The following is a 20,343-nucleotide window of genomic DNA, read 5'->3' as shown; positions in this document are numbered from 1 at the left end:
TGCAGATGCGCAAGATACTCGTCGTCGGTGCCGGCCAGTCCGGCCTCCAGCTCGCCCTCGGACTCCAGTCGAAGGGGTACGAGGTCACCCTCATGTCCAACCGGACGGCGGACGAGATACGCACCGGGCGGGTCATGTCCACGCAAGTCATGTTCGACACGGCCCTCCAGCACGAGCGGGACCTCCAGCTGAACTTCTGGGAGCAGCAGGCGCCGAAGATCGAGGGCCTGGGCGTCTCGGTCGCCGCCCCCGACGGCGGCCGCGCCGTCGACTGGCTGGGTGAGCTGAAGGGCCACGCCCAGTCCGTCGACCAGCGCGTGAAGATGTCCGGCTGGCTCGACACCTTCGTCCAGCGCGGCGGGCAGCTGGTCATCCACGGCGCGTCCGTCTCCGACCTCGACTTCTTCGCCCGCACGTACGACCTGGTGCTGGTCGCGGCCGGCAAGGGCGAGCTGGTCTCGCTGTTCGGCCGGGACGCCGCCCGCTCCCCGTACGACGCCCCGCAGCGCGCGCTCGCGGTCAGCTACGTGCACGGGCTCGGCCCGCGCCCCGAGCACCCGCAGACGGAGGCCGTGCGCTGCAACCTGGTCCCCGGCGTCGGCGAGCTCTTCGTCATGCCGACGCTGACCACCTCCGGGCGGGCCGACATCCTCTTCTGGGAGGGAGTCCCGGGCGGTCCGCTGGACGTCTTCGACGGCGTGCGCGACCCCGCCGGGCACCTGGCGCTGACGCTGGACCTGATGAAGAAGTTCACGCCCTGGGAGTACGCGCGGGCCACGAAGGCCGAGCTGACGGACGCGGGCGCCACGCTCGCCGGCCGCTACGCGCCCGTCGTCCGCAATCCCGTCGGCCGCCTGCCCGGCGGAGGACTGGTGCTGGGCGTCGCGGACGTGGTGGTCGCCAACGACCCGATCACCGGGCAGGGCGCGAACTCCGCCGCCAAGTGCGCCGCCTCGTACCTCTCGTCGATCCTCCTGCACGGGGACCAGCCGTTCGACGAGGCGTGGATGCGGGCGACCTTCGACAAGTACTGGTTCACCAGCGGCAAGCCGGTCACCCAGTGGACGAACGCCATGCTCGGCGTCCCGCCGGAGCACGTGCTGAACCTGATCGGCGCGGCCGGGCAGCTCCAGCCGGTGGCGGACCGTTTCGCCAACGGCTTCGACAACCCGGCCGACTTCGACGCGTACTTCTACGACCCCGAGGACGCGGCCGACTACCTGGCGGAGGTCACGGGCGCCTCGGTCCCCGAGTAGCCCGTGTCGTCCCCCGCCGCCCCGGCTTTCCCGGCCCCGGGAAGCGGGGGCGGGGTGTAGGCGGTCAGCGGCGCCCCGTCGGGGTCCGGGCGCACCGCGCCGAGCAGCGGGTTCGCGGCGATCGGGGAGACCTTGACCTTCGCGCCGGGCCGGGGCGCCTGGATCACCTTGCCGTCCCCGACGTACAGGGCCACGTGGGTGGCGGTAGGGAAGTACACGACCAGGTCGCCGGGGCGGAGCTCGTCCAGGGGCACCTTGGGCAGCTGGGCCCACTGCTCCTGGCTGGTCCGGGGGATCGCCCGCCCCGCGTGCGCCCAGGCCTGCGAGGTCAGCCCGGAACAGTCGAAGGAGGCCGGTCCCTCGGCGCCCCAGACGTAGGGCTTGCCGAGCTGGGCGGTCGCGTAGGTGAGGGCCGTGCCGCCGGCCGCCGTCGGGGGGCGGGACCGCGTGCCGAGACTTCCCGACGCGACCAGGGCCCGCTGCGCGGCGTCGGTGTCCTCGGCCTCCCGCGTCCCGAGTTCGCCGCGCTGCGCGGGGGTCAGTGAGGCCAGCAGCCGCTCGACCTCCTTGAGCCGCGCCGCGGCCTCCTCCTTGCGCTTCCTCGTCTCGGCGGCCAGCTTCTGTTCGGAGTCCAGGGCCTTGCGGGCGGCGACGGCGAGGGCGTCGGCCTGCCGCTCGCCCCGGGTCAGCCGGTCCAGGGCGGCGGCCCGCCGCGCGCCCTCGCGTGCGGCGATCCGCCGCTGGTCCAGGGCTCCTTGGGGGTCTCCGGAGAACAGCATCCGGGCGTACGGGGAGAATCCGCGGGCGCCCTTGTACTGCTCGCGCGCCAGCCGGCCGGTGGTGGCCCGGGCGTCGGAGACGGCGGTACGCGCCCTGCCCAGCCCGGTGCTGAGGCGGCGCTCCTCGCCCCGGCGGGAGGTGAGGGCGGTCTCGGCGGCGTTGTAGGCCTCGGTGGCCTGCTCGGCCTGCTGGTAGAGGCTTCGGAGGCGGGTGAGGAGCACGCCCACGGGCTCGGTGGGGGCGGCGGGCGCGGCGGCGGGCGCGGCGAGGGCTGCGGCTGCGGCCGGCGGGGCGGGCGCGTCGGGTTCGGAGGGCGCGTCGGGCGCCGTGGCGGTCTCGGGTGTCTCGGGCGCCTCGGGTGCCTCGGGTGTCACGGGTGCCTCGGGCGCGGCGACCGAGTCGGGACCGGCGGGACGTTCGGGCGGGACGGGCGTGGCGGTTGCCGCGGGCGCGGCGTGCGCGGCGGGGAACGGGCCGGCCGTGACGAGGGCCGCGGCGAGGCAGGCGGCGCGAAGCAGCCGACGCCGGTGTCGACGTGACATGGGGTCACCTCCAGGCGGCCGATGCTCCCATGCGCGGTATGACAAATCAGCCACCCGAGTCGGCCGTGGCGCGGGACCCACCCGGTCGGCCTACGCCCGGCCGCCGGGCCGGGCGCCGGGTCGGGCGCTCAGGTCAGGTCAGGTCAGGTCAGTTCGGGTCCGGTCGGGTCAGCCGGCCAGCAGGCGGGTCTTGGCCGCCGAGAACTCCTCCGGGGTCAGGAGTCCCTCGCGGGCCAGGGCGGCGAGCCGGGTCAGGCGGTCCGTCAGGTCGGCGCCGGGGCCGTCCGGCCCGGGGGCTCCCGTACCGGGGGGCGGCGCCGGGCGGTCGCCGGAGGGCCCGCGGGAGGTGGTCGAGGGGGATGCGGGCGCGGCGGGATCCGAGGACGCCGCGCCCCGGGCGGCCGGTGCGTCCTGCGGGGAGTACGGGGAGTACGGGGAGTGCGGGGAGTGCGGCGTCGGCGGGGGCTGCCGGGCGGTGTCCCAGACGTAGGCGCCGCGGGCCAGGATGCCGCGCAGCAGCGGCTGGCCCGAAGGGCGCTGGGAGGGGTTCACGACGGAGCCGATGGGGCGGATGAACATCAGGCCACCCCCAGCCGGTCGGCCGGGAGGCGGACCGCGCCCGCGACGCGGCCGCCCGCCGCGCGGACGGCGATGGCGGCGTCCTCGGCCCATACGTGCTCGATCACCAGGAGGAGCGCGCAGCTGCCGCGCTCCATCAGGTCGGCCGATTCCCTGACGTCCTCCGGACCGATCAGTGGGGCGGCCTCCCGGTGGGCGAGCAGGCCCCGGAGTTCGACGAACTCGTCGAACTCCGCCGCCAGCACCTCACCGGCCGCCGTCTTGGTGGCCACGAGACCGTCGATCAGCCGTACCACCCCGGCCTTGCGCAGTCCCATCACCGCCTCGACCGCGGCCACCCGCAGCTGTTCCTCGGGAAAGGCCAGAACGATGAACTCCGCAGGTCCCATGGGGGGAGGCTCCTGATCCGCTGATCTGCCGATCCGCTACTTCGCTTCCGACCGGTTCTGACGACTCTTCGGCACACTATGACATAAGCGGACATAGGGGCCGCCTGCTTGCTACGTTTCCCCGTATGACCGCTCTGACGGCGAAGGTGGCGGAGCCCGGCCCGCCCCCGCCACCCGATGCCCGAGCCCCCAGGCGCCGCGGAGTAGAGCTGTCGCTGCTCGTCGGCGCCGTCCTGATCGCCGTCCTCGGCCACCTCTACGTCGGCCTCACCACCACGGGCCACGTCCCGCGCCCCGCCGCCCACTACGCCGCCGGACTCGCCGTCGCCGCGCTCGCCGCACATCTCGCCGTCCGGCTGTGCGCCCCGTACGCCGATCCGCTGCTGCTCCCGATCGCCGTCCTGCTCAACGGGCTGGGCCTCGTCCTCATCCAGCGGCTCGACGCCACCACGCCCGGCCACCTCACGGCCGGGGAGCAACTGCGGTGGTCGGCACTGGGGGTGGCGCTCTTCGTCCTCGTGGTCGGGCTGCTCCGCGACCACCGGGTGCTCCAGAAGTACGCGTACCTCTCCGTGGCGGTGGCGCTCGCGCTGATGCTCGTGCCCGTCTTCTTCCCGGCCGTCAACGGCGCCCACATCTGGATCCGGTTCGCCGGACTCTCCTTCCAGCCCGGGGAGTTCGCCAAGATCCTGCTCGCCGTGTTCTTCGCCGCCTACCTCGCCGCGAACCGCACCGCCCTCGCCCTCACCGGACGCACCCTCTTCTGGAAGCTCAAGCTGCTCCCCGGCCGGGTCCTCGGCCCGATCCTCGCCATCTGGCTGCTGTCCGTCGGCGTGCTCGTTCTCGAGCGCGACCTCGGTACCTCACTGCTCTTCTTCGGCCTCTTCGTGATCATGCTGTTCACCGCCACCGGCAGGATGGGCTGGATCGCCATCGGGCTGATGCTCGCCGCCGTGGGCGCGTACGCGGTCGGGACGTTCGAGCCGCACGTGAACAGCCGTGTGGACGACTGGCTGAATCCTTTCGCCTCCATCGAACGCGGCGACGGCCCCGGCCAGCTCGCCCAGTCGCTCTTCGCGTTCGGGGCCGGCGGCCTCCTCGGCGCCGGGCTCGGCCACGGCCAGTCCTTCCTCATCGGCTTCGCCGCCAAGTCCGACTTCATCCTCGCCACCGCGGGGGAGGAGCTCGGCCTCGTCGGCCTCACCGCGATCCTGCTCCTCTACGGGCTCCTCGTCTCCCGCGGCTTCGCCGCCGGACTCGCCCTGCGCGACCCCTTCGGCCGCCTCCTCGCCACCGGGCTGGCCTCGATCGTCGCGCTCCAGGTGTTCGTCATCGCGGGCGGGGTCACCGGCCTGATCCCGCTCACCGGCATGGCCATGCCCTTCCTCGCCCAGGGCGGTTCCTCCGTCGTCACCAACTGGATCATCGTCGCGCTCCTCGTCCGGCTCAGCGACAGCGCCCGCAGGCCCCGACCGGCCGAGGAGGCCGAAGCGTGATCCGCTACATCCGCTGGTGTGCCTACTTCTGCGCCCTGCTGCTGCTCGCCCTGCTGGTCAACGTCGCCCGCGTCCAGGTCTGGGAAGCCGCGGCCTACGGGGCGAACCCGGCCAACAAACGCCCCGCCGTCGCGCGCTACGCCGAACCGCGCGGCGACATCCTGGTCGACGGGCGTCCCGTCACCGGCTCCCGGGACAGCCGCCAACTGCTGCGCTACGAGCGGACTTACACGAACGGCCCGCTCTACGCCCCCGTCACCGGCTTCTCGTCCCAGACCTACGGGACGAGCTTCCTGGAGCGCGCCGAGGACCCGGTCCTGTCCGGTACCGACCCCGGGCTCTCGGCCTTCCCGCTCTGGTACGAACTCGCGCGCGGCCGTCCCGGCGGCGGCGACGCCGCCACCACCATCCGGGCGAAGATGCAGCTGGCCGCGTACAGCGGGCTCGCCGGGAAGCGGGGCGCGGTCGCCGCGGTCGAACCGGCCACCGGCAGGATCCTCGCGCTGGTCAGCAGCCCCTCCTACGACCCGGGGCTGCTCTCCGGCACGGGGGTGAGGACCAAGGCCGCCTGGGAGAAGCTCAACGCGGACCCCGCCAAGCCCATGCTCAACCGCGCGCTGCGCGAGACCTACCCCCCCGGCTCCACCTTCAAGATCGTGACCGCCGCGGCCGCCCTCGACGCGGGCGTGGTCAGCGACGTGGACGCGCCGACGCAGACCCCGGACCCCTACCCCCTGCCGGGCACCAGCACCCTGCTCCCGAACGCGGGCACCGGCTGCGCCGACGCCTCGATGGCCGAGGCCGTGCAGTGGTCGTGCAACACGGTGATGGCGAAGATCGGCGTACAGGTCGGGCTGCGGGGGATGACGCGGGCGGCGCACAGGTTCGGGTTCAACGACGACGGCCTGCGGGTGCCGGCCTGGGTCTCGCGCTCGAACTTCGACACCGACATGAGCCCGGACCAGCTGGCCCTCTCCTCGATCGGGCAGTTCAACACCAAGGCGACGCCGCTGCAGATGGCGATGGTCGCGGCGGCCGTCGCCAACGGAGGCCTTCTCAAGACCCCCTACATGGTGGACCGGACCACACAGGACGACGGCGACCCCGTCCGCCGGGCGGACCAGCACACCATCGGCCGGGCGATGTCCCCGCAGACCGCGACGCGGATGCAGGAGCTGATGGTGAAGGTGGTGGAGGGCGGCACGGGCAGGAACGCGGCGATCCCCGGGGCGGTGGTCGGCGGCAAGACCGGCACCGCCCAGCACGGCGTCGGCAACGCGGGCACCCCGTACGCCTGGTTCATCTCCTGGGCACAGGCTGCGGGCGGAGCGCCGCCGGCGGTCGCGGTCGCGGTGGTCGTCGAGGACGCGTCGGCCGTGCGCGGGGACATCAGCGGCAACGGCGCGGCCGCGCCGATCGCGCGGGCGGTGATGGAGGCGGCGCTGTCCACCCCCTGAAACGGACGGCGGGGAGGGGCGGTCGCCCGGTGGCCGTGGGGGACGCCGAGCGGCGACCGACCCACCTGCGCGAACACGGCCCGAACGCCTGCGCGTTCACCTTCCGCACCCCGTTCGCCCCGGACGCCTCCTAGTGCTGTCCCGAGCCGTCGGCGACGGCCCGGGCGACCTCCGCCACCCGCTCCGCCTCCTCGGCCGCGAACCGTTCGCGGTCGAGGGCCTCGGCGATCTCCTCGTCCTGGCTCATCAGCAGGTCCAGGCTGGAGTCGCCCATCTCGAAGACGCCCATGTCCAGGTACGCCTTCTGCAGCCGCTCGCCCCACAGCCCGATGTCCTTCACGCACGGCACGATCCGGCTGAACAGCAGCTTGCGGAACAGTGCGAGGAACTCCGACTGCTCGCTGAACTCCTCGGCCTCCTTGCGCGCGATGCCGAAGTTCTCCAGGACCTCCACCCCGCTCAGCCGGTCGCGCATCAGGTAGCAGCCCTCGATCACGAACTCCTCGCGCTCGCGCAGCTCGGCGGCAGACAGCTGCTTGTAGTAGTCGCGCAGCGCCATCCGCCCGAACGCCACGTGCCGGGCCTCGTCCTGCATCACGTAGGCCAGGATCTGCTGGGGCAGAGGCTTGTCCGTGGTGTCCCGGATCATGCCGAAGGCGGCCAGCGCCAGCCCTTCGATCAGCACCTGCATGCCCAGGTACGGCATGTCCCAGCGGGAGTCGCGCAGGGTGTCGCCGAGCAGCCCCTGGAGGCTGTCGTTGACCGGGTAGAGCATCCCGACCTTCTCGTGCAGGAACCGTCCGAAGATCTCCGCGTGCCGGGCCTCGTCCATGGTCTGGGTCGCGGAGTAGAACTTCGCGTCCAGGTCCGGCACCGACTCGACGATGCGCGCCGCGCACACCATCGCGCCCTGCTCGCCGTGCAGGAACTGGCTGAAGTTCCACGCGCTGTAGTGCCGGCGCAGTTCGCCCTTGTCCCGTTCCGAGAGCTTGGCCCAGTGCCGCGTGCCGTAGAGCGTCAGCGCCTCGTCCGGGGTGCCGAGCGGATCGTAGGGGTCCACCTCGATGTCCCAGGCGATGCGCTTGGCGCCGTCCCACTGCTTGTCCTTGCCCTTCTGGTACAGGGCCAGCAGCCTCTCCCGGCCGCCGTCGTACTCCCAGTTGAAGCGGGCGTGGCCGGACGCGGGGACCGGCCAGACGCCGGCCCCCGGGTCGTTGGTGTAGAGCTCGTGCGTCGACACTGACGCCCCCTCGTCTCACGTACTCGCGTACAGGACAGCCCAGTTGGCCGCCCGGCGGAGTCCGTCGGCTGCCGCTGGCAGCGTCACACGCTGGTAGACGCGCGGTCAACAAGTCGTGCGCGGGGGATTGACGGCCTTGCTGACAAGCAGTCTCATAAGCGGTGAACCCCCGGTGACTCCGGGAACCCCCGCGGGCGTCCCCCGCCGGCAATCCACTCGTGAGGTGTCCGAAGCCATGACGACCGTGACCGACGGGGCGGAGCTGCGCGACGCGCTCGGCCTGCTCAAGGACCGCGAACAGACAGCCGAGCGACTCCTCGAATCCTCGGTCAAGCACTCCTTCGACCCGGACAGGGAACTCGACTGGGACACCCCGCCCATCGAGGGCAAGTACTACTGGCCGCCCGAGCTGCTCTCCCTCTACGACACCCCGCTCTGGAAGAAGATGGGCGAGGAGCAGCGCATCGAACTCTCCCGCCACGAGGCGGCGGCGCTCGGCTCGCTCGGCATCTGGTTCGAGATCATCCTCATGCAGCTACTGGTCCGGCACATCTACGACAAGTCCCTGACCAGCAATCACGTCCGCTACGCGCTCACCGAGATCGCCGACGAGTGCCGCCACTCGATGATGTTCGCCCGCATGATCAAGACGGGCGGGGCCCCCGAGTACCCGGTCGCCCGCACCCATCACAACCTCGCCCGCGTCCTCAAGACCATCTCCACCACCCCCGGCTCCTTCGCCTGCACCCTCCTCGGCGAGGAGATCCTCGACTGGATGCAGCGGCTGACCTTCCCGGACGAGCGCGTCCAGCCCCTCGTACGCGGAGTGACCCGCATCCACGTCATCGAGGAGGCCCGCCACGTCCGCTACGCCCGCGAGGAACTGCGCCGCCAGATGCTCACCGCCCCGCGCTGGGAGCAGGAGCTCACCCGCGTCAGCTGCGGCCAGGCGGCCCGTGTCTTCGCGGTCGCCTTCGTCAACCCCCAGGTCTACGACAACATCGGGCTCGACCGGCGCGAGGCGCTCGCCCAGGCCAAGGCCAGCGGCCACCGCCGCGAGGTCATGCAGACCGGAGCGAAGCGGCTCACCGACTTCCTCGACGACATCGGCGTCATGCGCGGGGTCGGCCGCCGGCTGTGGAAGAGCTCGGGGCTCCTCGCCTGAAGGCCGCCGGGTGGGGCTACCCTGCGGACATGAGAGCCGTACCGGCGTACCGCAGGCTGAGCGTCGAGGAGCGGCGGGCCCAGCTCCTCGACGCGGCCCTGACGCTGTTCGCGCACCGGGCGCCGGAGGACGTCTCGCTGGACGACGTGGCCGAGGCCGCCGGTGTCTCGCGCCCCCTCGTCTACCGCTACTTCCCCGGCGGGAAGCAGCAGCTCTACGAGGCCGCCCTGCGCTCGGCGGCCGACGTCCTGCAGCTCTGCTTCGCCGAACCGCAGGCCGGTCCGCTGACCCGGCGGCTCTCCCGGGCCCTGGACCGGTACCTGGCCTTCGTCGACGAGCACGACGCCGGCTTCTCCGCCCTCCTCCAGGGCGGGAGCGTGGTCGAGACCTCCCGCACCACCGCCACCGTCGACGGGATCCGCCGGGCCGCGGCCGAGGCGATCCTGCTGCACCTCGGCGTCCCGGCGCCCGGTCCGAGGCTGCGGATGATGGTGCGCACGTGGATCACGGCGGTCGAAGCCGCCTCGCTGATCTGGATCGACGAGGGCAAACAGCCGGAGGTCTCCTCGCTACGGGACTGGCTGGTGGACCAGTTCATCGCCCTGCTGACGGCGACGGCCGCCACCGACCCGGAGACGGCCGCGGCGGCCCGCGCGGCCCTCGCCCTCGAATCCGCGGACGGCCCGGTCGGGGCCCTGGCCCGCCGGGTGATCCCCCTGGTCTCCGAGGCGGCCCACCTCCTGTGACGCGGGGCCGCCGGGGCCGCCGGGCCCGTGGGGCTGTCGTGGCCGCTGTGGCTTCCGTGGCCGTCGCGGCTGCTGTGGCCGCTGTGGCTTCCGTGGCCGTCGTGGCGGGAGGCGCGCGGCCCGAGCTGTGAGACTGGGGGCGTGAGAAGCCAACCCACCTCCTTCGAGGGCGGCCCGATGGACGGCCGGACCCTCTCGATCATCCTCGGCCCGACCGGCCATCCGCCGAAGTGGTACGAGATCCCGGTCCCGGACCCGGACGGCGGCGCCCCGACGGTGCTGCTGTACGAGAGGGTTCCGGCGGGGTTCTCCAAGCGCCTGGGCCTCCAGAAGGGCTGGAAGTACGCCCATGTCCCGGACGGCCGCAGGCCGAAGCTCCGCTGGCCCTGGACGAAGCCGACGCCTCCGCCCCCGCCGGCGGACTGACGCCCTCCACCGCCCCGCCCCGCCCCGAAGCCGCCGCCACGGCGGCGGCCCCTGCCCGGCCCGCACCGGCCGGGGCGGGGCGGGGGCGTCACGTCACCGACGCCTCGGTCAGGGTGAGAACGGCCTCCGCCCCGCCGTCCGCGTCCTGTGCCTGGCGCAGGACCAGCCTCGCTCCGACGGCCCGCGCCTGGCCCATCGCGATCGTCAGGCCCAGCCCGTGCCCCTTGCCCGCGCCGCCGGTCCGGAACCGCTGCGGACCGTGCTCCACCAGATAGCCGGGATAGCCGTCGCCGTGGTCCCGTACGGTCACCACCGGTCCGTCCACGGTCAGCACCACGGGCGCCCGGCCGTGCTTGTGGGCATTGGCGACCAGGTTCCCCAGCACCCGCTCCAGGCGCCGCCGGTCCGTCTCCACGTGCGCGTCCCGCACCACGACCACCTCCGTGGCCGTTCCCGAAGCCCGCACCACGCGCCGCGCGAGGCGTCCGAGCTGGTGCAGGTCCGTCTCCACCAGCTCACTGCCCGAGTCCAGCCGGGAGATCTCCAGCAGGTCCTCCGTCAGCTGGCGCATGGTGCGGACCCGCTCCTGCACCAGCTCCGTCGCCCGGCTGTCCGGCAGCAGCTCCGAGGCCGCCTGCAGCCCCGTGAGCGGAGTGCGCAGTTCGTGCGCGACGTCCGCCGTGAACCGCTGCTCGCTCAGGAGCTTCGCCTGCAGGCTGCCCGCCATCGTGTCCAGGGCCGCGGCCACCGTCGCCACCTCGTCCTGGGGCCGCGTGGGGTCCTTCGTCCGGGGGTCGTCGACCCGGGCGTCCAGATCGCCCTGGGTGATCCGCCGGGCCACCGTCGCCGTCTGGTGCAGCCGGCGCGTCACCCGGGTCACCGCGAAGGCGCCCAGCAGCAGGGTTCCGCCGATCGCCAGGACCGAGGAGCCGATGATGGCGTTGTCCAGGCCGGTGATGGCCCGCGCGCTCTGCCCGTAGTCGACGGCGGCGGCCAGTGCCTGCCCGTCGGCCGGGGCCGCCGCCCACATCGTGGGCCGGCCCTCGTTCTGCGCCACGAGCGTCCCGCGGTGCCCCGACAGGGCCAGCGCCCGCAGCTCGGCGGGCAGGCCGGGCGGGTCCAGTCCGGACTCGGGAGGCAGGGCCTCGCCGGCCTCGTAGGCGCGCGAGGCGTCGTGCAGTTTGGCGAGGGCCTTGTCGCGGGCCGCGGTGACCGTCTGCCGGGTCACCTCGACGTGCACCAGCGCGCCCAGCACGGCCGCGAGGCCGCAGCACATCACCACGATGAAACACGCCGACTTCCAGGTCAGCGTGGCCGTCCAGGAGGGCAGCCGGATCCTCACGGGGAGGCTCCGGGGGTGCCGGTGCCGGCGCCGGTGCCGGCGCCGGGGGCCGGCGGGCTCGTCGGACCGGGCGGGTTCGTCGGTCCCGGCGGGTTCGCCGAGGGCGCCGGGGCCGGCGAGCCCGCGACGTTCGGCGGCACGCGGACGATCTGCTCGCGCGCGGGGAGCATCGAGCGCTGCCTCTCGTCCCAGGACCAGGTGGTGTTCACCTCGTAGCCCGCGTTGCCGCTCGGGATGCGCAGGATCACGTTCTCGCCCGCGAGTTCGACGCTGATGACGGTGTCGGTGGTCGCCATGATGCGGTTGAGCCGGCCGTCGGCGTCCGCCGTGTACACCCGTACGGACATCTGCTGCCCGGGGAACTCGATGCCCACGATCAGCTCGTCCCTGCCGTTGCCCGTGAGGTCGCGGTAGTACGGCGTCAGCACCGGGCAGGCCTTGGGATCGGCCCCGCTCGTCCCGCACGCCGTGATCGCGTCGGCGGTCTCCTCGGGCATGCCGTCCGGGCCGCTCCCGGCACTCGGATGGGCCCGTACCTCCGCCTGCACGAGGGCCACCGGGTCCACGGCGTGCACGTTCTGGTCCTGGACGGGCGGGATGCCCGGCACGTACTCGGGCGGCGCGCCCCCGGGATCGGCGGGCGGTACGAGGGCCCCCTTGCGGCCCGGCCACAGGTGTACGGGCCCGTTCGCGGTTGGCGTCACCCCGGCGGAGGCCAGGTTGCCCTCGTCGCCGCAGCCGGTCGCGAAGGGCAGCAGCGGGACGACCAGGAGGAGCGCCACCGGCCCGAGGGCGCGGCGGTTCACGGGAACGGCGCTCACGCGGGTGCGCCCTCCTCTCCCTTGACACCGGAAAACCGGCCGTGGCCGTGGCCGTGGCCGTGGACGTGGCCGTGGGCGTGGCCCTGTCGAGGTCCACAGTAAGCAGAGGATTGTCGTTTTTGCCCGGGTGGCCCGTTCAGGGGGCCGGCCGGCCCAGTCGGGGGGCCGGCCGGGCCGGGCCAGGGGACCGGCTAGGCCTCCGTCCGTCCTCGGCGCAGCATCGCGAACCCCAGCCCCGCGGCGCCCGTCGCCGCGATGGCGCCGCCCGCGGCGAGCAGCAGCACGCCGTCACCGGGTCCGTCGGCCAGGGTGTGCAGGCGCAGGGCGGCGGCGGGCCCGGACGCGGCTGCGCTCACGGGTGCGGAGGCGGGGACGACCGCGCCGTCCCGGCTCCCGGTCTTGTGATGCCCGGAGCCGGCGAGCGCGTGCCGTTGCCCAGGGACGGAGGCGTCGTCCCCGGTCCACGAGCTCAGCCGTCCGTCCTCGTGCAGCGCGAGGTGCATCGTCCCGGCGCTGGCGAAGCCGGGGACGCCGTCGCGACTGGTGACGGTGGCGGCCTTGGAGCCGTCGGCGGACAGGACTTCGGCCTGGTAGGCGTCCTCGGCCACGCGGTAGACGTTCGCGGTGGAGGAGCCGTCCGCGAGCGACAGGGTCTTGACCAGGGTCCGCTGGGGGGTCACCGCGGCCCCGGCGGCGTGCGCGGAGGAAGCGGCCGGCACCCCCTCCGCGAGCGCGGCGGCCGTCGGGAGGGCCAGCAGGGCCCCGGCGCAGGCGGCCACGGCCGCGGCGCGGACGAGAGCGAGGCTGCGGTGCCTGCTGCGGCTCACGGTGCTCACGGGGCGTCCTTCGGTGCGGGTCGGTCCCTGGTACGTCCAGGTGGGACCAACGTAGGCACCGGCCGTTGCGATACAGCGTTGCTTGTGTAACAGCCGCACGGCAGCGACCCGACGGAGTCGTTACACAACCGGGGGATTGCCGCCGGGCGCCCGGGCTGCTCCCATGGACGGCGGGGGTGAGGGCCATGGGGACGCGGGGACTCAGGGTGACGCCGAGCGGGCGGCCCGGCCGGGGCCGGTTGTACGTCAATCTGCCCGACGGCCGGGCGGTGGCCTGGTACGACCGGAAGGCCAACCGCGTCAGCGTGCTGGCGGACGAGCGCCGGGAGGAGATCCTGACGGTCCTGCGCCCGTACCTGAACGGGACCGTGGTCATCGGCCCGCCTCCCGTTCCCACGGCCGCCGACCTGCTCCGGCTGGCCCTGCCACCCGACGACGACCTGGCGCCGAACCGCCCGGGGGAGGCGCTCATCGGAGAGCTCACCCACGGCTCCGCGGGTGCCCGCGCGCGCCACCGGCTCCGCCAGGAGCTGGCGGCGCGGCAGCGCATCGGCGAGGTACTGGACGGGCTGCCGGGACCGGAGGAGTGGCGGGTCCTCCACTCCCTGGGCGACATCGCCGACCACCTGGTGATCGGCCCGCGGGCGTGTTCTGCGTCCGCACCGTCCCGGGCCGCCGACAGCGTGCGGTGGCCGGCGACCTGCTCCTGACGCTGGGCCGCGCGGAACCCCGCCCGGAGCCGCGCACGGCCCGGCGCGCGGCGGCGTACGCGACCCGGGCGCTCTCGGCGACGGTCACCCCGATCCTGGCGGTGGTCGACGCGGCCCACGTGGAGGTGGCGCCGTCGCTGCGCGACGTGCGGGTGCTCACGCCGGCGACGGTGGGGCGGTTCCTGACGGGGTCCGCCGGGGTCCTCAAGGCCCCGGACGTGGAGGCCCTGTACGCATCCGCACGGGACCGCGGCACCTGGACCTAGCTGGCGCTGTGACCGGAAGGTCCGCTGCCCAGGGGTAGCGGTAGAGGCAAGGGCAAGGGCAGGGGCAAGGGCAGGGGCAAGGGCAAAGGCAGGGACAGGGGCAGGGACAGGGACAGGGACAGGGACAGGGACAGGGGACAGGGGACAGGGAACCGGGGGGCGGTCAGGCGGAGGAACGCTTGCGGGGTGCCGCCGTCTTCTTGGCCGCGGCCCCCGACCGCGCCTGCGGCTTCGCGGACGTGGTCTTCTTCGCCGCCGCCGACCCGGTCGTCTTCGCCGTGGCCGTGGCCGTGGCCGTGGCCGTCGTCGACTTCTTCTTCGCCGTCGAAGCCGTGGACTTCTTGCCGCCCGAGGCCTTCGGGGCAGCGGCGGCGGAGGCAGCGGAGGACGCCGTCGACTTCTTGCCGCCGGACGCCTTCGGCGCGGCGGCCCCGGAGGCCGGTGTGCGCTTCCGCCGGATCGGGGTCACGTCCGCCGGCGACCGGCCGCCGGACGCGGCGTCCGTCCCGTCCCCAGCCCCGGTCCCGGTCCCCGCCCGGGAGGCCTGGGCCGCCCGCACGCTGTTCTCCAACGCCGCCATCAGGTCGATGACCTGGCCCCCGGGCGCCGGCGGGCCCGCCGCGGCCGCCGGCACGCCGCCGCCCGCCTTCGCGGCGATCATCGCCTCCACCGCCTCGCGGTAGTCGTCGTGCAGCGACGTCATCTCCACCTCGCCCAGCGTCGCCATCAGCGCGTCCGCCAGGTCGAGTTCGGCCTCCCGAACCGACACCGCGACCTCCGGCGCCACCCCCTCCGGCACCCGGATCTCGTCGGGCCACAGCAGCCCGTGCATCGCGATCACGTCGTCGACGACCCGCAGCATCCCCAGCCGCTCCCGCCCCCGCAGCGCGTACTTGGCGATCGCCACCTTCCGGCTCCGCTTCAGCGCCTCCCGCAGCAGCGTGTACGGCTTGGCAGCCGTCGCCCCGTTCGCGGCGAGGTAGTACGCCGAGTCCATCTGGAGCGGATCGATCTCGTCGGCCGGTACGAACGACACGATCTCGATCGTCTTCGCCGTGGCGATCGGCAGCTGCGCCAGGTCCTCGTCCGTGATCGGGATGACGGACCCGTCCGCCTCCTCGTACCCCTTGCCGATCTCGGCGCTCGACACCTCCTCCCCGTCCAGCTCGCACACCTTGCGGTAGCGGACGCGGCCGCTGTCGCTCAGGTGGATCTGGCGGAAGGAGATCGAGTGGCTCTCGGTGGCGTTCACGAGCTTGATCGGAATGCTGACCAACCCGAAGGAGATCGCCCCGTTCCAAATGGATCGCACGGTTCCTCCTGTTTCGTGGCAATCTCATCGTATGACGCCGATCACCATGGTGGAGGGGCGTCGCCTCGCGCTCAGCAATCTCGACAAGGTCCTGTACCCCGAGACCGGCTTCACCAAGGGCGAGGTGCTGCACTACTACGCCACCGTCGCCGGTCCGCTGCTGGCCCACGTCCACGACCGGCCGATGTCCTTCCTGCGCTATCCCGACGGCCCGGACGGCCAGCTCTTCTTCACGAAGAATCCGCCCCCCGGTACGCCCGACTGGGTGAGGACGACCCCCGTTCCCCGCTCCGAGGACCCGCGGGCGGAGCAGGTGGTCGTCGCCGACCTGGCCTCCCTCATGTGGGCGGCCAACCTCGTCGTCGAGTTCCACACCCCCCAGTGGCCGGCGGGCGCCCCCGCGCTGGCCGACCGGATGATCCTGGACCTCGACCCCGGCCCGCCCGCCACCGTCCTCGAATGCTGCGCGGCCGCCCTGTGGCTGCGCGACCGCCTCGCCGCCGACGGCCTGGACGCCTACGCCAAGACCTCCGGCTCCAAAGGCCTCCACCTGGCCGCCCCCCTGGAGCCGACCCCCTCCGAGCAGGTGGCGGCGTACGCGAAGTCCCTCGCCCAGGAGGCCGAACGCGCACTCCCCGGCCTCGTCGTCCATCGGATGAACAAATCGCTGCGCCCCGGCAAGGTCTTCGTCGACCACAGCCAGAACGCCGCCGCCAAGACCACGGCGGCCCCGTACACGCTGCGGGCCCGCACCCTGCCCACCGTCTCCACGCCCGTCTCCTGGGCGGAGGTGCAGAACTGCCGGACCCCCGCCGACCTGGTGTTCCTCGCCGACGACGTCCCGCCCCGGCTGGCCCGCGACGGCGATCTGTTCGGCCCCCTGACCGATCCCGGCCGCGCCGGGCGGCTGCCGTGATCACCGTCGCGCTGGCCACCGCCGTACGGAGCCTGCCGCGCGCGCCGGGACTGGCGTACGAGCCCAAGTTCGACGGCCACCGCCTCGTCGTCCTGCGCACCCTGGAGGGCGTGTCCCTCCAGGCCCGCTCCGGCCGCATCGTCACCGAGGCCTTCCCCGATCTGGCCGCGGCCGCCCGGCAACTGCCCGCCGGGACCGTGCTCGACGGGGAGGTCGTCGTCTGGCACGCGGGCCGCACCGAATTCGCCCTCGTCCAGCGCCGCGCGGCAGCCCCCTCCGCCGCGCGGGCCGCGGTGCTGGCGCAGACCCTCCCGGCCTCGTACGCGGCGTTCGACGTCCTGGAACTCGCCGGGCTGGACCTGCGCCCACGGCCGTACGAGCGCAGGCGCGCGCTCCTCGTCGACCTGCTGACACCGCTGGGGCCGCCGCTCCAGCCGGTGCCGATGACGACCGACCCGGAGCTCGCGGAGACCTGGTACGAAACCCTGCCGGCCAGCGGCATCGAAGGCCTGGTCGTCAAGCGGATGGACCAGGCTTACCCGGCCGGGCGGCGCGCCTGGCAGAAGCTCCGGCACACGAACGTCCGCGACGCGGCGGTCATCGGATACACAGGCACCGCGCGGCGGCCGCTCGCGCTGGTCCTGGTCCTGCCGGTCGGGGACGAGGCCCCGATCGTCTCCAGCCCGCTGACGGCCGCACTGCGGGCGGACGTGGCGGCGGCGCTGACCGCCGGATCCGCGACGGCGGCCGCCGAGGGCACCGTGACGGCGATCGGGGTCGGCGAGGTCCCCTTCCGCCTGCTGGACCCGCCCCTGACGGCCGAGGTCCGCCACACCTCGGCCCGCCACCCCCCGCCGGAGGTGCTCCGGCTCCGGACGGACCTCTGACCCGCGGACCACAGAGGTCCGCGGGTCAGAAGTCCGGGGAGCGTGGCGGGGCGGCCGGATTTCCGGGGGGCGTGGCGGGGCGGCCGGACCGCTCCGGGTCTCAGGCGGGATTCACCCCGCCCGGCGGGGGAGGGGTCGGGGGCTGGGGCTGGGGCTGGGGCTGGGACTGAGGCTGGGGGGTGTGAGGCCTCGGATTGGGGTGCTCGTAGCCGGATTCCCGCTCGGCGCGGGCATCCTCGGGGTGGCTGTGCGTACGGGAGCCGAAGTTTCCGTACCCCTGCATCTCGTGCGGGCGCAGGCCGCGCTCCGGGAAATCGACGTACTCCCGCTCCTCGCTCACCTCGTGCACCGCACCGCCTTCGGGCAGGTGCGGCTGGCTCTCGGGAGTGGGGGGCGCGGGTTCGTGTTCCCGGACCCGCTTGCCCAGCATGAAGCCGCCGAGGAGGACACCGACGACGAGGAGCCCGACGAACAGAAACCACACGGTGTGGGTCACCGTGCTGTCCAGCGCGATGGAGGTCAGGGTCGTGTTCATACCTCCCATTTACCCGCATTACTCCGCAATTCACCTGGCCGGTGACGGACGGGCACCCCTCCCGCCTCCGGCGGAGGCCCCCACGGACCCGGGGACGGGCACCGTCCCGGTGCCCCGCTACCCCCTCAGCGGCCCGTCGGAGTCCCGCACCCCGCGCACTTCCCGGCCCCCGAGGACCGACAGGATCTCGGCGCAGATGGCCAGCGCCGTCTCCGCCGGCGTCCGGGCCCCCAGGTCCAGCCCGATCGGCCCGTGCACCGTCCGCAGCCGGTCCTCGCTCACCCCGGCCGCGAGCAGCCCCTCCCGGCGCCGTGCGGTGGTCTTGCGGGACCCGAGCGCACCCACGTACGGGATCCCGAGCGCGAGCGCGGTGCGCAGCGTGGGCACGTCGAAGCCGGGGTCGTGGCTGAGCATCGCCAGGCAGGCGGCGTCCGGCCGCGCCCGGAGCAGCTTCTCCGCCTCCGGGACCGCGTCGACCCTGGCGACGTCCCACCCGAGGAGGGTCGCCTGCGCCTCGATGACCTCGGCGAGTTCCCCGGTCCCGCCGATCACGACGAAGGGGGCCGAGGGGTACGCCTCCACGAGCACCAGCCCGGACCCGCCGTACAGGGCGTCGCGCCCCGGCCGCCGGGTGGCCAGCAACTCGGCGGCCCGCCGCTCGGAGTCGGTGGCGGGTACGTCCGCCCCCCGGACCACGACGCTGACGGCCCGGTCCGCCCGCTCGTTGAGCCGGGTCACCAGGGCGACCCCGACCCCCTGACCCAGCAGCTCCCACCACTCGGCGGGGATCGCGCTCAGCGGCTGCAGCAGCACCTCGGCCTGCCCGCCGCACGTCAGCTCCGCCTCGACGGCGTCGCCGGCCCCGACGGACACCTCGCACACCCGCGCGGTGTCCCCGGACCCCATCGCGGCGGCCTCCGCGGCGAGTTCCGCGTCGAAGACGCCCCGGTACAAGGCGCCCACGCACTCCCCGCGCGCGTCCACGAGCACCGAGCCGGCCGGGTCACGCGGACCGAAGCCCTGCTCGGTCACGGGCCGGGCCAAGTACCCGACACGGCCCTCGGCCGTCCACCGCTGCGCCGTCTCCACCAGGTCACGCATGGCTCGCACCGCCCCTCTCATCGTCAGAGCACGCCACGGAGCGCCAGGTCGGCGCCGCACGGTGGCCTCGTGCCCAACCTACGCACCCGCCTCCCGCCTCCCCACCCCTCAAAACCCACAGACCCGGCCCCACTTCCTTCGTACGGACCACCGGGAGCACACGTACCGAAGGTGACCCGGAGGCGCGGGAGTCGCGGGAGGCGCGGGAGGGGAGCACGGGGAAGAGGAGGGGTCCACGGCTCAACGCGCCTGGCGCCGCTGCCAGGCGGCGGGGCGGCGCCCGCCGGACCGCCCGCGGTCCGGACTCCGCGGGAGTGGCCGCGGCGGACTCGGGGCCGGCCACGGTACGACGTTGCGTGCGCGACAGAGGCACTCCGATCGAGTACGAGTCAGATCCTGCTCGCTCGGAGCCACGGGCGAACAGCTGGTGGCCTTCGAGTCATGGTTGGGAGGCAGGACAAAGGCTGATGCCACGGCCGTGAGTCGGCGATCGCGTGCGGACCGCCGGGCGCTTGTCAGACCTGGACGACGCTGACGCGTCCGCCACACAGCGTGGCGAGATCCTCGGGGTCCGAGGTCAGGACGGTGACTGGCCCGGTGGCGGCCAAGGCGGTGGCGGCAAGCATGGCGTCAACGGCGTATTTGTGACCGTGCAAGCCGGCGTCGGCGAGGAGAGCGGCGGCGTGGCGGCCGATCGACTCGGTGATCGGTTCGATGACCAGGCGGGAGAGCGTCCACTCCAGGGCCGGGCGGTTGATACGAGAGTGGACCACTTCGACGAGGGTGGCCGCTGAGGTGATCACGCGCAGGTCGTCCGCGCGGGCCAGAGCGAGCCAGGTCGTGACGCCACGGTCGCGCAGGACGGCCTTTGCCAGTCCTTCGCTGTCCAGGACGAGGGTGCCTCCGGGGGTTGCGGGAGAACGGGTCACGCGGCGTTCGTTCCGTGCTGTGCCAGCTCGTGTCGTGCTTGCGTGAGCTGGTCGCGGAGGGACTGGATCTCCTCGTCCGTTACGGGCCCGTGCTCGGCTTCGGCGACGGTGATGAGTTCGTTGAGGTTGTCGCGCTCGATCTGACGGGCGACGGCCGCGGCCACATAGGCGGAGAGCCCAGAGGGGCCGCTGCGGGCCTTGGCGGCCTCGGCGATATCGCGCGGCATGGTGATCGAGTACTTGCCAGTGGGCTCACTCATGCCACTTATCCTACCCATCATCCCCCCTCGGGAGGGTTCTTCCGTGTGGCCTGGCTGCCGCAGGTGACGCGTCGACCTGGGAGAGGAGGTGGACGACATGCGGAGTTTGCCAGTCCGGGTACGAGGCGCTCCCGGGAGGCGGTGGACCGAGGGTGGCTGTTGCCGCGCAGTCCCGCCGAGGACGCGCGGCTGGAGACGGAGCGGATGTCAGCCGGTCGGTCTCTTCGCCGGGATGCGCGGGCCGGCCGAAGCCGGGGCGGTCGCGTCGCCGGACTGCGAACAGGCAGGCTCGCGAACTCGCCCTGCCGCCTGGCCTGGTGGCATCGCCCCTCGCCCCCCACGACCTGTGGCA

At 73.6% G+C, this 20,343-nt stretch carries 22 protein-coding genes; 10 read left to right on the top strand and 12 right to left on the bottom strand.

Annotated features, from left to right (window positions below):
- The first annotated feature begins 5 nt into the window (after positions 1 to 5).
- Complete coding sequence (locus ABZY44_RS00700) at positions 6 to 1,256, top strand: styrene monooxygenase/indole monooxygenase family protein (RefSeq protein WP_356649372.1); 1,251 nt, start codon at positions 6 to 8, stop codon at positions 1,254 to 1,256.
- Here ABZY44_RS00700 and ABZY44_RS00695 read toward each other — a convergent pair.
- The 3 genes from ABZY44_RS00695 to ABZY44_RS00685 form a co-directional block, all read right to left on the bottom strand.
- Positions 1,217 to 2,578, bottom strand: a complete 1,362-nt coding sequence (locus tag ABZY44_RS00695) for a C40 family peptidase (protein ID WP_356649371.1) — start codon at positions 2,576 to 2,578, stop codon at positions 1,217 to 1,219. The genes ABZY44_RS00700 and ABZY44_RS00695 overlap by 40 nt on opposite strands.
- A 168-nt stretch (positions 2,579 to 2,746) precedes the next feature.
- Positions 2,747 to 3,157 carry an SHOCT domain-containing protein gene (locus tag ABZY44_RS00690; protein ID WP_356649370.1) on the bottom strand — a complete coding sequence of 137 codons (411 nt, stop codon included), beginning with the start codon at positions 3,155 to 3,157 and terminating at the stop codon, positions 2,747 to 2,749.
- Positions 3,157 to 3,546, bottom strand: a complete 390-nt coding sequence (locus ABZY44_RS00685) for a DUF6325 family protein (protein WP_356649369.1) — start codon at positions 3,544 to 3,546, stop codon at positions 3,157 to 3,159. Before ABZY44_RS00685 ends, ABZY44_RS00690 begins: the two co-directional genes overlap by 1 nt.
- A gap of 125 nt (positions 3,547 to 3,671) precedes the next feature.
- Between ABZY44_RS00685 and ABZY44_RS00680 the strand changes: the two genes are divergently transcribed.
- Together ABZY44_RS00680 and ABZY44_RS00675 are read left to right on the top strand one after the other, a co-directional pair.
- Positions 3,672 to 5,042, top strand: coding sequence for an FtsW/RodA/SpoVE family cell cycle protein (locus ABZY44_RS00680; protein ID WP_356649368.1), 1,371 nt, complete (start codon positions 3,672 to 3,674; stop codon positions 5,040 to 5,042).
- The gene (locus ABZY44_RS00675) at positions 5,039 to 6,499 is read left to right on the top strand and encodes a penicillin-binding transpeptidase domain-containing protein (RefSeq protein ID WP_356649367.1); all 1,461 of its coding nucleotides are present in this window, start codon (positions 5,039 to 5,041) and stop codon (positions 6,497 to 6,499) included. The genes ABZY44_RS00680 and ABZY44_RS00675 overlap by 4 nt, the downstream gene beginning before the upstream one ends.
- Positions 6,500 to 6,629: 130 nt before the next feature.
- Here ABZY44_RS00675 and ABZY44_RS00670 read toward each other — a convergent pair whose 3' ends face one another.
- Positions 6,630 to 7,739: a ferritin-like domain-containing protein gene (locus ABZY44_RS00670; RefSeq protein ID WP_356649366.1), complete on the bottom strand. Its 1,110-nt coding sequence runs from the start codon at positions 7,737 to 7,739 to the stop codon at positions 6,630 to 6,632.
- A gap of 235 nt (positions 7,740 to 7,974) precedes the next feature.
- Here ABZY44_RS00670 and ABZY44_RS00665 point away from each other — a divergent pair, with 235 nt between their 5' ends.
- The 3 genes from ABZY44_RS00665 (at position 7,975) to ABZY44_RS00655 (ending at position 10,076) form a co-directional block, all read left to right on the top strand.
- Positions 7,975 to 8,904 carry a diiron oxygenase gene (locus ABZY44_RS00665; protein WP_356649365.1) on the top strand — a complete coding sequence of 310 codons (930 nt, stop codon included), beginning with the start codon at positions 7,975 to 7,977 and terminating at the stop codon, positions 8,902 to 8,904.
- Between the two features lie 29 nt (positions 8,905 to 8,933).
- Positions 8,934 to 9,650: a helix-turn-helix domain-containing protein gene (locus ABZY44_RS00660; RefSeq protein WP_356649364.1), complete on the top strand. Its 717-nt coding sequence runs from the start codon at positions 8,934 to 8,936 to the stop codon at positions 9,648 to 9,650.
- Between the two features lie 141 nt (positions 9,651 to 9,791).
- Positions 9,792 to 10,076: a hypothetical protein gene (locus ABZY44_RS00655; RefSeq protein ID WP_356649363.1), complete on the top strand. Its 285-nt coding sequence runs from the start codon at positions 9,792 to 9,794 to the stop codon at positions 10,074 to 10,076.
- A gap of 88 nt (positions 10,077 to 10,164) precedes the next feature.
- Here the strand turns inward: ABZY44_RS00655 and ABZY44_RS00650 are convergent, their stop codons facing one another.
- From ABZY44_RS00650 to ABZY44_RS00640, 3 genes are all read right to left on the bottom strand, one after another.
- Positions 10,165 to 11,418, bottom strand: a complete 1,254-nt coding sequence (locus ABZY44_RS00650) for a HAMP domain-containing sensor histidine kinase (protein ID WP_356649362.1) — start codon at positions 11,416 to 11,418, stop codon at positions 10,165 to 10,167.
- Positions 11,415 to 12,239: a hypothetical protein gene (locus ABZY44_RS00645; RefSeq protein ID WP_356649361.1), complete on the bottom strand. Its 825-nt coding sequence runs from the start codon at positions 12,237 to 12,239 to the stop codon at positions 11,415 to 11,417. Before ABZY44_RS00645 ends, ABZY44_RS00650 begins: the two co-directional genes overlap by 4 nt.
- A gap of 191 nt (positions 12,240 to 12,430) precedes the next feature.
- Entirely contained in the window at positions 12,431 to 13,075 is a 645-nt protein-coding gene (locus ABZY44_RS00640; RefSeq protein ID WP_356649360.1) for a hypothetical protein, read from the bottom strand.
- A gap of 185 nt (positions 13,076 to 13,260) precedes the next feature.
- On the opposite strand from ABZY44_RS00640, the gene ABZY44_RS00635 reads away from it, so the two are divergent.
- Both ABZY44_RS00635 and ABZY44_RS00630 read left to right on the top strand, forming a co-directional pair.
- A complete protein-coding gene (locus tag ABZY44_RS00635) occupies positions 13,261 to 13,785 on the top strand; it encodes a hypothetical protein (RefSeq protein ID WP_356649359.1) in 525 nt (174 codons plus the stop codon).
- A complete protein-coding gene (locus tag ABZY44_RS00630) occupies positions 13,764 to 14,051 on the top strand; it encodes a hypothetical protein (protein WP_356649358.1) in 288 nt (95 codons plus the stop codon). Before ABZY44_RS00635 ends, ABZY44_RS00630 begins: the two co-directional genes overlap by 22 nt.
- 163 nt (positions 14,052 to 14,214) lie before the next feature.
- Here ABZY44_RS00630 and ABZY44_RS00625 read toward each other — a convergent pair whose 3' ends face one another.
- Entirely contained in the window at positions 14,215 to 15,363 is a 1,149-nt protein-coding gene (locus ABZY44_RS00625) for a Ku protein (protein WP_356649357.1), read from the bottom strand.
- Between the two features lie 31 nt (positions 15,364 to 15,394).
- Here ABZY44_RS00625 and ligD point away from each other — a divergent pair, with 31 nt between their 5' ends.
- Positions 15,395 to 16,279: a non-homologous end-joining DNA ligase gene (ligD, locus tag ABZY44_RS00620; RefSeq protein ID WP_356649356.1), complete on the top strand. Its 885-nt coding sequence runs from the start codon at positions 15,395 to 15,397 to the stop codon at positions 16,277 to 16,279.
- Positions 16,279 to 17,166, top strand: coding sequence for an ATP-dependent DNA ligase (locus ABZY44_RS00615; protein WP_356649435.1), 888 nt, complete (start codon positions 16,279 to 16,281; stop codon positions 17,164 to 17,166). Before ligD ends, ABZY44_RS00615 begins: the two co-directional genes overlap by 1 nt.
- A gap of 100 nt (positions 17,167 to 17,266) precedes the next feature.
- On the opposite strand, the gene ABZY44_RS00610 is transcribed toward ABZY44_RS00615, so the two are convergent.
- The 4 genes from ABZY44_RS00610 to ABZY44_RS00595 form a co-directional block, all read right to left on the bottom strand.
- Positions 17,267 to 17,701, bottom strand: coding sequence for a DUF6479 family protein (locus tag ABZY44_RS00610; protein ID WP_356649355.1), 435 nt, complete (start codon positions 17,699 to 17,701; stop codon positions 17,267 to 17,269).
- Between the two features lie 117 nt (positions 17,702 to 17,818).
- Positions 17,819 to 18,802 carry an XdhC family protein gene (locus ABZY44_RS00605; RefSeq protein WP_356649354.1) on the bottom strand — a complete coding sequence of 328 codons (984 nt, stop codon included), beginning with the start codon at positions 18,800 to 18,802 and terminating at the stop codon, positions 17,819 to 17,821.
- A 515-nt stretch (positions 18,803 to 19,317) separates the two neighbouring features.
- Positions 19,318 to 19,731: a PIN domain-containing protein gene (locus ABZY44_RS00600; protein WP_356649353.1), complete on the bottom strand. Its 414-nt coding sequence runs from the start codon at positions 19,729 to 19,731 to the stop codon at positions 19,318 to 19,320.
- Entirely contained in the window at positions 19,728 to 19,991 is a 264-nt protein-coding gene (locus ABZY44_RS00595; RefSeq protein ID WP_356649352.1) for a CopG family transcriptional regulator, read from the bottom strand. Before ABZY44_RS00595 ends, ABZY44_RS00600 begins: the two co-directional genes overlap by 4 nt.
- Positions 19,992 to 20,343 lie beyond the last annotated feature (352 nt).

Source organism: Streptomyces sp. NPDC006544 (assembly GCF_040611715.1).
Classification (GTDB): Bacteria; Actinomycetota; Actinomycetes; order Streptomycetales; family Streptomycetaceae; genus Streptomyces.
The sequence above is the reverse complement of the archived record's forward strand: the minus strand, read 5'-3'. Positions and strand labels throughout refer to the sequence as shown.